The sequence below is a fragment of the Streptomyces manipurensis genome (assembly GCF_049570255.1).
Lineage (GTDB): Bacteria > Actinomycetota > Actinomycetes > Streptomycetales > Streptomycetaceae > Streptomyces > Streptomyces manipurensis.
Genome location: NZ_CP186950.1, coordinates 1249641 through 1265144 on the forward strand (window position 1 = coordinate 1249641; position 15504 = coordinate 1265144).

The 15504-nt window shown below is 71.1% G+C and carries 11 protein-coding genes; 9 read left to right on the forward strand and 2 right to left on the reverse strand.

The window, feature by feature from the left end; genetic code table 11:
- Positions 1–91 precede the first annotated feature (91 nt).
- Both ACPU2J_RS05790 and ACPU2J_RS05795 read right to left on the reverse strand, forming a co-directional pair.
- Positions 92–1318, reverse strand: coding sequence for a cytochrome P450 (locus tag ACPU2J_RS05790; protein WP_420081459.1), 1227 nt, complete (start codon positions 1316–1318; stop codon positions 92–94).
- Positions 1315–2574, reverse strand: a complete 1260-nt coding sequence (locus ACPU2J_RS05795; protein WP_423832896.1) for a glycosyltransferase — start codon at positions 2572–2574, stop codon at positions 1315–1317. Before ACPU2J_RS05795 ends, ACPU2J_RS05790 begins: the two co-directional genes overlap by 4 nt.
- 430 nt (positions 2575–3004) lie before the next feature.
- Here ACPU2J_RS05795 and ACPU2J_RS05800 point away from each other — a divergent pair, with 430 nt between their 5' ends.
- The 9 genes from ACPU2J_RS05800 to ACPU2J_RS05840 all read left to right on the forward strand — a co-directional run bounded on the left by ACPU2J_RS05800 (position 3005) and on the right by ACPU2J_RS05840 (position 15488).
- Positions 3005–4519: a flavin monoamine oxidase family protein gene (locus ACPU2J_RS05800; RefSeq protein ID WP_423832897.1), complete on the forward strand. Its 1515-nt coding sequence runs from the start codon at positions 3005–3007 to the stop codon at positions 4517–4519.
- Positions 4516–7803, forward strand: coding sequence for a ferritin-like domain-containing protein (locus tag ACPU2J_RS05805; protein ID WP_423832898.1), 3288 nt, complete (start codon positions 4516–4518; stop codon positions 7801–7803). The genes ACPU2J_RS05800 and ACPU2J_RS05805 overlap by 4 nt, the downstream gene beginning before the upstream one ends.
- A gap of 108 nt (positions 7804–7911) precedes the next feature.
- On the forward strand, positions 7912–9180 hold the full coding sequence (locus ACPU2J_RS05810) for a cytochrome P450 (RefSeq protein WP_423832899.1): 1269 nt from the start codon (positions 7912–7914) through the stop codon (positions 9178–9180).
- A 52-nt stretch (positions 9181–9232) separates the two neighbouring features.
- A complete protein-coding gene (locus ACPU2J_RS05815; protein ID WP_423832900.1) occupies positions 9233–10096 on the forward strand; it encodes an SAM-dependent methyltransferase in 864 nt (287 codons plus the stop codon).
- 91 nt (positions 10097–10187) lie between these two features.
- Positions 10188–11678 carry an NDP-hexose 2,3-dehydratase family protein gene (locus ACPU2J_RS05820; RefSeq protein ID WP_420081453.1) on the forward strand — a complete coding sequence of 497 codons (1491 nt, stop codon included), beginning with the start codon at positions 10188–10190 and terminating at the stop codon, positions 11676–11678.
- A gap of 1 nt (position 11679) precedes the next feature.
- On the forward strand, positions 11680–12678 hold the full coding sequence (locus ACPU2J_RS05825) for an NAD-dependent epimerase/dehydratase family protein (protein WP_420081452.1): 999 nt from the start codon (positions 11680–11682) through the stop codon (positions 12676–12678).
- A 50-nt stretch (positions 12679–12728) separates the two neighbouring features.
- Positions 12729–13838, forward strand: a complete 1110-nt coding sequence (locus tag ACPU2J_RS05830) for a DegT/DnrJ/EryC1/StrS family aminotransferase (RefSeq protein WP_423832901.1) — start codon at positions 12729–12731, stop codon at positions 13836–13838.
- A gap of 79 nt (positions 13839–13917) precedes the next feature.
- Positions 13918–14544, forward strand: coding sequence for a dTDP-4-dehydrorhamnose 3,5-epimerase family protein (locus ACPU2J_RS05835; protein ID WP_420081450.1), 627 nt, complete (start codon positions 13918–13920; stop codon positions 14542–14544).
- A gap of 95 nt (positions 14545–14639) precedes the next feature.
- Positions 14640–15488: an SAM-dependent methyltransferase gene (locus tag ACPU2J_RS05840; protein WP_420081449.1), complete on the forward strand. Its 849-nt coding sequence runs from the start codon at positions 14640–14642 to the stop codon at positions 15486–15488.
- Positions 15489–15504 lie beyond the last annotated feature (16 nt).

Sequence of the window (15504 nt, forward strand, 5' to 3'; positions counted from 1 at the left end):
CCACCATGACGCCGGCCTCGCGGATGCCCGGCGCCGGGACTTCCTCGGCGCCGGGCTGCGCGCGGCGGCCGCTCCCGCGCGAGCCCCGCCCTCAGGTGAGTACGGCCGGCAGGACGCTCATCCGCCGGATCATCCACTCCGACTCCCACTCGACGCCGGTGGCGGTGCTCAGCCGTGCCTGCGGGAAGCGGTGCAGGAATCCGCGCAGGGCGAGCTGTGCCTCCAGCCGGACCAGGGAGGCGCCGATGCAGTAGTGCATGCCGAGGCCGAAGGTCAGGTGGCCATGGCCCTTTCGCTCCGCGGCGAAACTGTCGGCCTCCTCGCCCGGTTCCCGGTTCGCCGCCGCGATGCTGACCTGGAGGGCGGCGCCCTCGGGGATCAGGTACCCGCCGAGGTCGAGGTCCTCGGTGGCGAAGCGCCAGGTCGGATGCGGGAACGGCGGGTGCACCCGCAGGGTCTCCTCGACCCATGCCGCGATGTCCTCCTCGGTGTGCGGCCGCTCCTGCGGCGGACGCCTGAGCGCCTCGTAGATCGCTGCGGAGATCAGGCTCCCGGTCGTCTCGTAACCGGTGATGATCATTCCGACCGTCCAGACGACGACCTCGCCCTCGGAGACCGCGGCGTCCGGCCCGTCGGAGGAGGCCAGCAGCCCCGTGATCACCCCGTCGCGCAGCGGAGCCGGGTCGCGTACCCAGCCCTCCACCGCGCCGAACAGCGCCCCGACCGCCTCGGTCCGGGCCGGGTAGTCGGAGGAGTAGAGCATGACGTCGGTGATGCTGCGCAGTTCGCGCTCGGCCGCGAGCGGGAGGCCGAGCATCTCGGAGATGAACGCCAGCGGAATCCGGTGCGTGTAGTCCGTCACCACGTTGACTTCGGCGGAACCCTCGGCGGACGCCTTCTCCAGCTCGTCCAGGAATCCGTCGACCTTGACGCTGACCCGCTCGCCCCACCTCTCGGTGTTGCGCGGGCTCAGCACCGGCGCGTGCAGCCGGCGGATCCGCGCGTGGTTCTCGCCGTCGCTCATGATCATGGCGCGGGCGTACTCGGGAGGCGGCTGCGAGCCCACCATCAGGCCCGGCTTGCGCATCCACTCGGGGACCAGCGAGATGTCCTTCTGCAGCTTGGGGTGCGTGAGCGCGACCCGTACCAGCTCCGGATCGCACACGACGTAGGCGTGGTGTTCGAGATACGGGATCCGGATGACGGGTGCCACGCGCGCGGCGGCCAGCAGGTCGGGCATGCAGTCGAAGGGGCCCGGGTCCGTGGGCATGGTGGTCTCGGGGGCTTGTGCCAAGCCGGTCCTCGTCGTGACGTTCATCGTGTGACACCTCCGGTGGGGATCTGGCCCTGGGACTGGGCCATGGACTCGATGAGTTCGGCGGCACGCTGCGAGGCGTCGCGGCTGCGGTGTTCCTCGGCGAGTGCGCGGGCGCGCCGTCGGTAGCGCTCGTCGTGCAGCACGGTGGTGACCGCTTCGCGCAGACCGGTTTCCGACACGGCCCGCCGTCCGAGGACGAGGCCGGCCCCGGCCCATGCGACCCGGGCGGCGACGTCGGGATTCTCCTCCGAGCGGGGCGCGACGACCAGCGGCACGCCCTGGGCGAGGGCGGCGTTGACACCGTTGTAGCCGCCATTGGTCACCATCACGTCCACGTGCGGAAGCAGGTGGTGGTACGGGACGAAGCGCTCCAGGCGGACATTGTCCGGCAGCGGCTCCAACAGGTCGACGTCCAGGGAGCTTCCGGTGGTGACCACGACCAGGACGTCTTGGTCGGCCAGGGCCCGGACGGCGGGGGCGAGCAGCCATTCGACGTCGTTGGCCGTGGTGCCCTGGGTGAGCAGCACCACCGGCCGCCCGCCGTGCAGTTCCGCCCACCAGGCGGGCGGATCGAAGTGGTCCGGCGGGGGCCCGAAGAGCCCGCCGACGAAGTGGGTTCCCGGCAGCAGGTCGCTGCGCGGAAACTCGAACGAGGGCACGGTTCCCATCAGGTACAGGGCCGGCGGGCGGGCGATGTTCTCCATGGCGCCGGTGCGCAGTCGGGGCAGTTTCACCTGGGCCCGGGTCCGGTCGGCCTCCTCGCGCAGGTCGCGCATCACCACCCGGTCCCCGAGGAATCCGAGGATCGTGTTGCGCACCCGTCCGAGCCGAGTTGCGCTCGGGCGCAGGCCGCGGCCGAGCGGGGCGGTGTCCCTGCTGCCGAGGATGTAGATCGAATTGTTCAGCCAGGCCAGCGGGATGCCGGTGTGCTCGGCGGCGAAGCACGCGCCGTAGCACATGTCGTCGGCGAGTATGCAGTCGGCATCGAAGCGCCGGAGCACGGCCAGCAGGTCATCCAGCTGGCCCGGTGCCGTCCGGTAGAAGATGTCCCGGATTCCGATCTTGAAGCTGGCGACACCGGTCAGCCCGGCGTGCTCGGGGAAGGCCTCCTCACGGCTCTTGCCGCCGAAGTCGATTCCCTCGCCCATGGGTTCGAAGTGCGCGCCGGTCTGCTCCACCTTCTGCTGGAAGGCACGACCGGTGTACCAGCGCACCTCGTGCCCGCGCCGGACGAGCTCCCGTGCGACCACGAGCATGCTGACGATGTGTCCCGGTGCCGGTGTGGTTGCGATCAACACTCGCGTCAACGTCGCCTCCGTCGGGTTCTTTGCCGCCGTTGCGGCCGGCCGTCCCGTCCGCTCGCCCGGTCCGCCCGGGTGCCTCGCGGTGCCGGGCCGACCGGCGGACGCACGTCAGCATTGCCCCTCCTGGGGCGCTGGACGCCGCAGCGCGCAAAGCCTGCGTGATCGCGCAGGTTGCCGTGGACGCGGCGCCCTGACCGGTCACCCGATCCGGTGATCAAGCCACCCGTGCCGGGGGCCGTTGGGGGATACGGGCGCCACTGCCCGCACGCAAGCATGGCCCGACAAGCAATCCCGGCATCGCCTTTCCGGTACCGGGTAAGGGCGCTGGCGTCCATCCAGGACATGCTCCCGGCCTAGGACATCGCGTACTGGAGGAGACTTGATGACGGCACCCTCGCAGGAGATTGACGGGCCGGACGGCGCCGACGGCGGACCGAAGAAGGTCACCGTCATCGGCGCCGGCATCTCGGGTCTTTTGGCGGCATACGAGTTGGAGCGGCTCGGGCACCACATCGAAGTCATCGAAGGAAGCCCCGATATCGGCGGCCGCATTCACACCCATCGCTTCCCGGGCGGTTCCGGCTCCGGGCCCTTCGCCGAGCTCGGTGCGATGCGGATACCGGCCGCGCATCGGCTGACGATGCGCTACATCGACGAGCTCGGACTGCAGGACCAGGTGCGCGAGTTCCGGACGCTGTTCTCGGACGAGGCCGCCTACCTGCCCAGCTCCACCGGCTATCTGAGGGTGCGTGACGCACGCGACACCCTCGTGAAGGAATTCGCCGCCGGGCTCCCGAACCACGACTTCCGCGACAACACCCTGATGTTCTGCGCCTGGCTGGACGCGAGCATAAGGGCCATCGCCCCACGGCAGTTCTACGACGGGCTGCACGGCGAGATAAGCATGGAACTGCTGAATCTCGTCGACCGGATCGACCTCACGCCGTACCGGAGCGGCAGCTCGGGAAACCAGGTCGACCTGCACGCCTTCTTCGCCGACCAACCCCAGGTGCGGTCGTTCTGCCCGCCGCGCCTCGACCGCTTTCTCGACGACGTGCTGGACGAGACGAGTTCCAGCATCGTCCGGCTGCGGGACGGCATGGACGTACTCCCCCGGCGCCTCGCGTCCCGGATTCGGGGAAAGATCACGACCGGACAAGAGGTGGTGGGCATCGACGTACGGGACGACAGGGTGGTACTGCGAATCCGCCAGGGCTTCAGGATTCTCACCAAGGTGTGCGACTACGTGGTGTGCACCATCCCGTTCACGGTGCTCAGAAGGATGCAGCTGTCCGGCTTCGACCAGGACAAGCTGGACATCGTCCGTCAGACGAAGTACTGGCCGGCGACGAAGGTGGCCTTCCACTGCCGTGAGCCCTTCTGGCAGAAGGACGGGATCAGCGGCGGCGCCTCCTTCACCGGCGGGCACGTGCGCCAGACCTACTACCCGCCGGCGCAGGGTGATCCCGCGAACGGCGCGGTACTGCTCGCGAGCTACTCCATCGGGCCGGACGCCGACGCTCTGGGCCACCTGGGCGAGGCGGAGCGCAACGCCGTCATCATTCGCGAACTGAGCGCGATGCATCCCGAGTTGCGCCGTCCCGGAATGATCCTGGAAGTGGCGGGCCGGGCCTGGGGGGCGCACCGATGGTCCTGGGGGGCGGCCACGGTCCGATGGGACCAGGAAGCCGTCCTGCGCGAGGCGGAGCGCCAGGAGGCGGCCCGCCCCCAACGGGGCCTCTTCTTCGCCGGCGAGCACTGCTCGTCGAAGCCCGCGTGGATCGAGGGCGCGATCGAGTCGGCGATCGACGCCGCGCGCGAGATCGAGCGGTACGCGCCGCGGGAAAGCCGCGTGTTCGCCGCCAGCCGACCGAGCCGCTCGAACGGATCAGCATGAGCGTATTCGACCTGCCCCGGCTGCACTTCCGTGGCTCCGCGACCACTCATCTGCCCACCGGCGCACGGAGCGGACTCGTCGACCTGGCGACGAACACGGCGCTCACCGAAGACGGGCGCCCCTTCCCCGCACACCGGCCGCCCGGTGAGTACCACGACTTCCTCGCACGGTTGGGCCCGAGGTTCGACCTCGAAGGCCGCCCGTCGCCGGACGGACCCTTCAGCGCGGCCAAGGGGGAGGACTTCGCGGGCAACGGCCACTTCTGCGTCGACGCGCACATCGTCGGCGTCGAGTGCCATGCCGGCGAGATCGACACAGCCGACCCCGTGGTCGGACGCGCTGTCGACATGTGGGGCCACTACAACGACTACCTCGCCACCACGGTGAACCGGGCCCGTGTCTTCGACGTCGACCCGTCCTGCGACTGGACCACCACGCTCATGGTCGGGCAGTTCGCCTTCGGCCGCGAGGGCCGCACCCACGACGTGGGCTACATGGCCACCGGAGGCGTCCGCGGCTTCCACCCCCCGAGGTGGCACAACGGCGGCCACGTCCGCGACGTGGCCGACCACTGGATGGCGAAGCGGCTGCGCAGGTCCGTGGTCCACCAGTTCGTCGTGGCCGAGGAGGACGAACTGGCCTGGCTCGACGGGTCGGCCACCTCTCCGGCCGTGCGGCGGCTGCGCGCCGCGACCGAATCCGCGGAGGCGGGGGGGCTGGTGGTGCAGTTCGCGCTCAGCCAGCTGTCCGCCCCGCGAGCGCCGGACCGGCCGGGCCGGTGGCAGCTGCGCGGGACGATCGCGCCCTGGAGCCCGCACGAGCCGCGCACCTACCCGGCGGGCCGGCTCCTCGTCCAGGACCGCCGCACGCACTCGGACGCCCCTGGCGCACTGCACAACCTCTCCGTCGAGCTGACGGACGAACACGTCACCCTCAACATGATCACCGCGGTGCCCGCCGTCGGCCCGGTGCCGGGGAGCCCGTCCGACGCGACCGCGCAGGCCCACGCACGGGTCGACGTCGGCGACCTGGAGCTGCGTACGGCAGGCACCGGCCGGCTGGTGGCCCGGGTGCCTCGGCAGGCGTACCTCGGGGAGGAGTTCGCCCTGTCCGGCGGCCTGGTGACGGTGCCGAGCGAGATGCCGGCGACCGCCGCGGCCGAGGAGGCACTGCTCCTCACGGGCCCCGGCGGGCAGATCGTGCATCTGCGCGAGAAGGAGATCAGCCTGCAGGTGGACGAGGCGTGCCTCTTCCTGGAGCACCCCCGGGACGCGGCCGACGCCGACCACGACGTCGAGGTGCTCGTCCGGTCCTTCGTGCGCGGCCGTCCGGGTCCCGTCGCCGGGATCGGCGTACGGCAGTTCTTCAATCCTGCGGCCCTTCCCCGCGATCCTCGCGCGCGCTCCCCCGAGGCGCGGAGCATCGACCTCGACATCGTCCGCTTCCGCGCGGGGCGGCTGGACGCCGCCGGTACGTGGTCGGGCGCCGGCGTGCTGGACACCGACGCCGACGGCCACGGCTGGTTCACCATGCGGGGCGCAACGGCGGGCACCTCGCGTGTCCTGCTGTCCGCAGGTGCGGGTGACCTGCCGTGCGACCCGGAGCTGCCCGGGTCGGCGGCCCTCGGCTACGACCGCGACGACGCCCTCGGCTACTGGCCCGGCGCCGGGTACCTGTCGGTGCGCGTGCTTCCCGACGACTGGCACCTCGCGGACCTCGGCCAGGACGAGGCGACCTTCGACCTGGTGTACAGGGAGGTCTTCGCGTACTACGAGCACCTGTACTCCTTCATGAAGTCGGAGGTCTTCGCCCTGGCGGACCGTTGCAAGGTGGAGACGTACGCGAAGCTGATCTGGCAGATGTGCGACCCGCGCAACCGGGCGAAGACCTACTACATGCCGCCGACCCGGGACCTGTCCGCACCCAAGTCGCAGCTCCTGCTGAAGTTCCTGCGCGCCCAGCAGACACCGGACGAGGTCCTGGTCGCGGCGGCCGCCACCGGCAGGGGGAGCGGGAGGATCTCCACCCGCTCGCAGCTCGTCAAGGTGCTGCGCGACGCCGCCGGGATCGAACTCGCCGTCATGCTCCAGTACTTGTACGCGGCATACTCGGTGCCCACGCACGGGGCCGGCGCGGAGTACGTACGGCGGGGCGTGTGGACGCCCGAGCAGCTGCGGCTCGCCTGCGGCGACGGCGGCGAGACCTCCGACGAGGGGATACGCGGCCTGCTCATGGGCATCGCCCGCGAGGAGATGATCCACTTCCTCCTCGTCAACAACATCCTCACCGCGGTGGGCGAGCCGTTCCACGTGCCCCGGATCGACTTCGGCACGATCAACCAGGAGCTGGCGGTTCCGCTGGACTTCGCCCTGGAAGGACTCGGGCTCGGCAGCATCGAGCGGTTCGTGCTGATCGAGCGGCCGGAGGGCCTGGTCCGCGACGTGCGTCGGGGTGCCGTTCCGTCATCTCCGCCGGCGTACGACGACCGGCATCCCTACGCCTCGCTGAGCGAGCTGTACGCGGACATCCGGGAGGGTCTGCAGCGGGTCCCGGATCTCTTCATGGTGGACCGGGGACGGGGGGGCGGTGAGCACCACCTGTTCCTGCGGGAGTCGGTCAACCGGCACCACCCGGACTACCAGTTGGAGGTGGACGACCTCTCCAGCGCACTGTTCGCGCTCGACGTCATCACCGAGCAGGGCGAGGGCGGGGTGATCGAGCCCGGGAGCGGTGAGGAGTCGCACTACACCTCGTTCCTGCGGATCTCCGAGCTGCTCTGCGGCCCACCGGCCCCGGGCGGGTCCCGGGGTGTCGCACGGTGGAACCCGGCCTACCCCGTCGTGCGCAACCCGAGCCTCAGGGAGGGGAATCCGGCTACGGAGACCGTCACCGACCCCGACGCCAGGTCGGTCATGGAGCTGTTCGACCGCTCCTACTTCATGGCTCTGCAGCTCATGGCCCAGCACTTCGGTGAACGCCCCGACGAGAGCCTGCGCCGGTCCGACCTGATGAACGCGGCCATCGACATGATGACCGGCATGATGCGCCCCTTGGCGGAGCTGCTGGTCACCATGGGCTCAGGGCGGCGGGGCACGACTGCCGGGCCGGCCTTCGAGCTGACCGAACAGCCCGCGCCCGTCGCCCGCCCGGACGTGGCGAGACGCATGATCGCGCTGCGCCTCGACCATCTCGCGGCGGCCTGCGGCAAGCACCCGCTGGTGCCGGCCCGGGTGGGTGAGATGAGCGCGTTCTGGGCCGACCACTTCCGGCTGCCGCGCCCGTAGGGCAGCCACGGCACCTCGCCCACCCACACCTCACTCAGCACACCGCATACCTCACACCGCCGAGGCACGAGGCGACCGCGCCCGTCCGCCGACCGAAGGAGAGACCGCATGCCATCCGCGACGCTGCCGCGGTTCGACCTCTTGGGCTGGGCCGAGGAGGACATCGCCCACCCGTACCCGGTGTACCGGCGCTACCGGGAGAACGCGCCGGTACACCGCGGGGCGCCGCAGGAGGGCAAACCCGACACCTACTACGTCTTCACCTATGCCGAGGCCGTCCACGTGCTGTCGAACCGGCGGTTCGGCCGGGACGCACGAGCGGCCTCCCCCGCCACCGGTGCGGCGTCCGGCCCGGTCCCCGCCGAGTACGAGGCCCTGCGGACACTCGTCGAGAACTGGCTGGTGTTCCTGGACCCGCCGCGGCACACCGAGTTGCGTGCCCTGCTCGGCACGGAGTTCTCCCCCTCGGTCGTCGCCGGCCTGCGGCCCCGCATCTCGGAGATCGCCCACGAACTCCTGGACGGGCTCGGGGAGCACCGCGAGGCCGACCTCGTCGAGGGCTTCGCAGCACCGTTTCCCCTCCTCGTCATCTCCGCGCTCCTCGGCCTTCCGGCGGAGCACCACGAGTGGCTCCGCGCCAACGCGCTGGCCCTCCAGGAGGCGAGCACCACCAGGTCGCGAGGCGGTGCGGGCGGTTACGCGCGGGCCGAGGCGGCCTCCCGGGAGTTCTCCCGCTACTTCCGCCGGGAGGCCCGCAGCCGCCGCGGCGGCTGCGCCGACGACGCGCGCGGGGACCTGCTCACGCGCCTCGTCCGCGCCCAGGAGGAGGGCGCACCGCTGGGCACGGACGCTCTGGTGGGGACCTGCGTCCATCTGCTGACCGCCGGACACGAGACCACGACCAACTTCCTGGCGAAGGCGGTCCTGGCACTTCGGGCGCACCCGCAGTCCCTGGAAGAGCTCCGCGCCGATCCCGAGCTGACGCCGGGTGCGGTCGAGGAACTCCTGCGCTACGACCCGCCGGTGCAGGCGGTGACGCGCTGGGCGTACGAGGACACGCACCTGGGCGGGCACGAGGTGCCTCGCGGCAGCCGGGTGATCGCACTGCTGGGTTCGGCGAACCGGGATCCCGCGCGTTTCCCCGACCCCGGCACCCTCGACCTGCACCGCCCCGCCGACCGCCACCTGGGCTTCGGCTTCGGCATCCACTACTGCCTGGGCGCGGGGCTGGCGCGCGCCGAGGCCGAGATCGGCCTCACCGCGCTGCTGAACCGCCTGCCCGGCCTGGACCACGGACGGCAGCAGGTCGAGTACGCCGACGACATGGTCTTCCACGGGCCGGCCCGCCTGGTGCTCCGCACGAGCGACCTTCCCTGATCCACCACCGCACGCCGGCAGCGCCGAAGAGTCCGTACGAGGAGAAGCAGCCATGACGCAGCAGTCCGATCCCGCCCGCAACGCGACCACCGATCCCACCTCCGGACCCACCGCCGACTCCGTCGGGCAGACCTACGAACTGTTCTCCGAGGCCGGTGCCACCACCGCCCTGGGCGGCAACATCCACGTGGGCTACTGGGACGACGACCAGGACCTGCCGATCGCCGAGGCCACCGACCGTCTCACCGACCTCGTCGCCGAGCGTCTCGCCCCGCGGCCGGGGCAGCGGCTCCTGGACGTGGGCTGCGGCAACGGGCTCCCGGCCCTGCGCATCGCGCAGAGGCGCAGGGTACGGGTCACCGGCATCACCGTCAGCCGCCCGCAGGTGGAGCAGGCTTCCCGGGAGGCGGACGGGTCCGAGGTCCGCGGCCTGGTCGACTTCCGGTTCGCCGACGCCATGAAGCTCCCCTACGAGGACGGTTCCTTCGACGGGGCCTGGGCCATCGAGTCGCTGCTCCACATGCCCGACCAGAGCGCCGCGCTGGCCGAGATCCACCGGGTGGTGCGCCCCGGCGGCAGGCTCGTCGTCGCCGACCTGTGCCAGCGGCAGCCGTTCACCGGCGAGGACAGGTCCGTGCTGGACGGCATGGTGCGAGCGTACGAGATCGCCGGCATCAACACGCCCGACGAGCACCGTGCGCACCTGGCGGAAGCGGGCTGGGAGTTGTTGGAACTGGCGGACATCGGCGAGCAGGTCCGCGCCAGCTACCGGCACGTCTCGGCGACCTTCCGGAAACTCGCCACCACCCTCGACGGCTTCGCCGCGGAGCAGATCACCGAGGCGGCCGACCTGATGGAGGCCTTCGGCAGGCACCCGCACGCCGGCTACCTCCTGATCACCGCGCAGCGGTCCTGACCCGAAGCCGGCCGGTTTCGTCCCGGACCTGCGTGACGAAGCCCGGCGGGCACCGACTCGTTCCGATCCCCCGCAGACAGGGAGTTCTCCGATGTCGTCCAGCCCCGTCCCCCCTCCCGCCGTCTCCGCGCCGGTGCCCGGCGCTCCAGGCTCCGCGTCCCTGGCAGCCCCCGGCCCCGTTGCCGTGCGCCCCCGCGAGGATCACGAACTGGTCGACCGTCTCGCCCTGTCGGCCGCGACGCCCCAGGGGGCGCACCTGCGCACCGAGGACGTCCACACCTGGCTGGCCGAGCGCCACCGGGCTCACGCCTTCCACGTACGACGCATACCGTTCGCGGAGCTGGGCGACTGGCGGTTCGAACCGGGCTCCGGCAATCTCGCGCACCGCAGTGGGCGGTTCTTCACCGTCGAGGGCCTGCACGTCGTGGAGCGCGACGGACCCTTCGGCGACGGACCCCGCCGGGAGTGGCAGCAGCCCGTCATCAGCCAGCCGGAAGTCGGCATCCTGGGAATCCTGGCCAAGGAGTTCGACGGGGTCCTGCACTTCCTGATGCAGGCCAAGATGGAGCCGGGCAACCCCAATCTGCTCCAGCTCTCACCGACCGTGCAGGCCACCCGCAGCAACTACACCAAGGCCCACCGGGGCACGGACGTCAAGTTCATCGAGCACTTCGGCCGACCCGACCCCGACCGGGTCGTCGTCGATGTCCTCCAGTCCGAACAGGGCTCGTGGTTCTACCGCAAGTCCAACCGCAACATGGTCGTCGAAACCACCGACGAGGTCCCCGTACTGGACGACTTCCGCTGGCTCACCCTCGGCCAGATCGCCGAACTGCTGCACGAGGACGACCTGGTCAACATGGACGCCAGGACCGTGCTGGCCTGTCTGCCGTATCGGGACCCCGCGCCCGGCGCGCTGCACTCCGACACCCAGCTCCTGTCGTGGTTCACCGGCGAGCGCTCCCGCCGCGACGTGCGCGCCCGCCGGATTCCGCTCGCCGCCGTGCGCGGCTGGAAGCACGGCGCCGAGGCGATCGAGCACGAGGACGGCTGCTTCTTCAAGGTGATCGCCGTCTCCGTGCAGGCCGGCAACCGTGAGGTGGTCCGCTGGACCCAGCCGTTGATCGAGCCCATCGGCCTGGGAGTCTCGGCATTCCTCGTGCGCGAGTTCGACGGGGTGCCGCACGTGCTGGTGCAGGCCAGGGCCGAGGGCGGCCTGCTGGACACGGTCGAGCTGGGTCCGACCGTGCAGTGCACGGTGGAGAACCACTCCCACCTGCCGGCGGCGGACCGTCCGCCCTTCCTCGACGTCGTCCTGGGTGCGGCCGCCTCGCGCATCCGCTACCAGGCGGTGCACGGCGAGGAGGGCGGACGCTTCCTGAACGCCAGGAGCCGCTACCTCCTGGTCGACGCCGACGAGTCCACGGCCCCGCTGCCGCCACCGCCCGGCTACACCTGGGCCACCCCGGGTCAGCTCACCGCACTCACCCGGCACGGCCACTACCTGAACGTGGAGGCCCGCACGCTCCTGGCCTGCCTCCATGCCGTGGCAGCACGCCCCCGGTCCCAAGAAGAGATGTGACATGACACGCACACCACAGACCCACCGACCGCTGGTCACCGTGCTCGGCGCCTCGGGCTTCGTGGGTTCCGCCGTCGTCCGCGCGCTGTCGAGCCGTCCGATCCGCCTGCGGACCGTGTCGCGCAGGCCGGCCATCCCCGTGGAGGGCGACGCGGAGACGACCGTCGTCACCGCCGACCTCACCGACCGGGCCGCCCTCGCCGAAGCGGTCGCCGGCTCGGACGCCGTGGTGTCCCTGCTCCTGGCGGACGGCGGGTGGCGGGCCGCCGAGAGCGACCCGGGCGCCGAACGCTTGCACGTCGGGGTGATGCGCGACCTCGTCGGTGTACTGCGTCCGGCCGCCGACGGGACCCTGCCACTGGTGCTGTACGGGGGCGCCGCCTCCCAGGTGGGAGTCCCACCGCGCGAGCCGCTCGACGGCAGCGAGCCGGACCACCCCGAAACGGCGTACGACCGGCAGAAGCTGGCGGCGGAGCAGATCCTGCTGAAGGCGACCGCCGCCGGCCGGGTGCGCGGCATCAGCCTGCGCCTGCCCATGGTGTTCGGGGAGTGCGCGGCGCCCGGAGCCACCGATCGCGGTGTCGTGTCCGCCATGGCCCGGCGGGCCCTCGCCGACCAGGCCCTCACGATGTGGCACGACGGCACGGTACGGCGCGACCTGGTGCACGTCGACGACGTCGCGGCGGCGTTCGCGGCGGCACTGGACCACCCGGACCCCCTGGTGGGCGGCTTCTGGCTGATCGGCGCGGGCCGGGGCGACGCGCTCGGTGACGTCTTTCGTCTGGTCGCCCGCAGCGCGTCCGACCACACGGGACGCCCCCCGGTGGACGTGGTGTCCGTGGAACCTCCCGCGCACGCTCCCCCGACGGACTTCCGCAGCGTGACCATCGACTCCTCGCCGTTCCGCGCGGCCACCGGCTGGAGCCCGCGGCTGTCGCTGCCCGAGGCGGTGCGCCGTACGGTCGCGGCCCTGGCACGCCGGCCGGACGAAGGCCGGTGAGCCCACCTGCTCCCCGTACATCCACCTCACAGTTCTCGAAAGGCTGGCACATGACCACGCGCGTATGGGATTACCTGGCGGAGTACGAAGCCGAGCGTCTGGACGTCCTCGACGCAGTGGAGTCGGTCTTCAACTCGGGCCAACTCGTGCTCGGCGCGAGCGTGCTCGGTTTCGAAGCCGAGTTCGCCGCCTACCACGGGGTGGACCACTGCGTCGGCGTCGACAACGGCACGAACGCCATCAAGCTGGGCCTCCAGGCACTGGGCATCGGCCCCGGCGACGAAGTGATCACCGTGTCGAACACCGCGGCGCCGACTGTGATCGCCATCGACTCCACCGGAGCCACCCCCGTCTTCGTCGACGTCCGCGCCGACGACTTCCTCATGGACACCGACCAGGTGGCCGCCGCGATCACGGACCGCACGCGGTGCCTGCTGCCGGTGCACCTGTACGGGCAGTGCGTGGACATGGCTCCGCTGAAGGAACTGGCCGCCCAACACGGGCTGACCGTTCTGGAGGACTGCGCGCAGGCCCACGGGGCACGGCAGAACGGGACCCCGGCGGGGGCCGCGGGCGACGCGGCCGCCTTCTCCTTCTACCCGACCAAGGTCCTCGGCGCCTACGGGGACGGCGGCGCGACGCTCACCTCCGACGCGACCGTGGAGCGACGGCTGCGACGGCTGCGGTACTACGGGATGGAGGAGCGCTACTACACCCTGGAGACACCGGCTCACAACAGCCGTCTGGACGAGGTCCAGGCCGAGATCCTGCGGCGCAAGCTCAAGCGGCTCGACACCTACGTCGCCGACCGCCGCGCCGTCGCGCAGCGTTACGTCGACGGCCTCGCCGACACCGAACTCGTACTGCCGCGCACCGTCCCGGGCAACGAGCACGTGTACTACGTGTACGTGGTGCGCCATCCCCGGCGCGGGGACATCATCGAGCGCCTCAAGGCGTACGACATCCACCTGAACATCAGCTACCCGTGGCCGGTGCACACCATGACCGGGTTCGCCCACCTCGGATACGCGACGGGCTCGCTCCCGGTCACGGAGGCACTGGCCGGTGAGATCTTCTCGCTGCCGATGTACCCCTCGCTCTCCCCCGGCCAGCAGGACAAGGTCATCGACGCCGTGCGCGAAGTGCTGGCCACGCTGTGAGGGCCCCGGCGCCCCGCCGGCCCCCACCTCCCACCGGACAACCCGCCGACAAGTCCATCGAGCCATCGGAGCAGACGACATGAAGGCCCGCAAACTCGCTGTCGAGGGAGCACTCGAATTCACCCCCAGCGTCTTTCCCGACGACCGGGGCAGGTTCCTCTCGCCCTTCCAGGAGGAGGCGTTCACCGCGGCGCACGGCGCCCCGCTCTTCCGCGTCGCGCAGACCAACCACAGCGTGTCCCGGCGCGACGTGGTCCGGGGGGTCCACTTCACCGCGACGCCTCCCGGTACGGCGAAGTACGTCTACTGCGCCCGGGGCAAGGCCCTGGACATCGTGGTCGACATCCGGGTCGGCTCGCCCACCTTCGGGCAGTGGGACGCGGTGCTGATGGACCAGCAGGATCACCGGGCCACCTACTTCCCCGTGGGAGTGGGCCACGCGTTCGTGGCACTGGAGGACGACACCGTCATGTCGTACATGCTCTCCGAGAGCTACGTGGCGCTGCACGAACTCTCGCTGTCCGTCCTGGATCCGGCCCTGGGACTGCCCCTGCCCGCGGACACCGAACTCGTCCTCTCCGACCGGGACCGCGCGGCGCCCACCCTCGCCGAGGCGCAGAAGCAGGGCCTGCTGCCCGACTACGAACGGTGCCGGGAGATCGAACGCCGACGCCTGCCGAACACCGCGACGGTGGGCGACTCCTGACCCGTACGACCTTCCCCAGGGCCCCTGAACCACCTGCCCACACCACCTGTACACACCTCTCGCGCCTCTCACACCCCAGAACGAAAGGCCATGCCATGACCGAGACCAAGACCGCCCAGACCCTTCCCGTGCCCGGAGCCGTGGGCGAGCTGTACGACCGGCTGACGCTGAGCGCGATGCGCGACGGCAGCTTCAACACCAACGTGCACATCGGCTACTGGGACACACCGGACTCCGAGGCCACGATCGAGGAGGCGATGGACCGGCTCACCGACGTGTTCATCGACTGGCTGAAGGTCGACGGTTCGTCCCACGTCCTCGACTTGGGCTGCGGGGTGGGCGGTCCCGGCCTGCGGCTCGTCTCGCACACCGGAGCCCGGGTCACCGGCATCAGCATCAGCGAGGAGCAGGTGAAGACCGCCAACCGGCTGGCGGCCGAGGCCGGGCTCGCCGACCGGGCCTCGTTCCAGCACGGCGACGCGATGAAGCTTCCCTTCGCGGACGCGTCGTTCGATGCCGTGATGGCGCTGGAGTCGATCTGTCACATGCCGGACCGGCAGCAGGTGCTCACCGACGCGGCCCGGGTGCTCGCCCCGGGCGGCCGCCTCGTCCTGACCGACGTGTTCGAGCGCCACCCGCGCAAGGAGGTCCGTCACCCGGGCATCGACAAGTTCTGCCGCGACCTGATGTCCACGACGGCGGACGTCGACGACTACGTCGCGCTGCTCCACCGCAGCGGACTGCGGCTGCGCGGCATCCTCGACATCACGGAGCAGACCACGCTGCGTCTCGCCGAGGAACTGGGGAAGCTCGCCACCGCGGAGGACCGCCCCGCGGCCATGAACGAGGGCAACTTCGCCTTCTCCGACGACGCCTTCCAGCCCTCCGACCTGGCGGGTGTCGACGACTTCGGCTGCCTGCTGGTCATCGCAGAACGCCCGTGAACCGCTGACCGTGCCG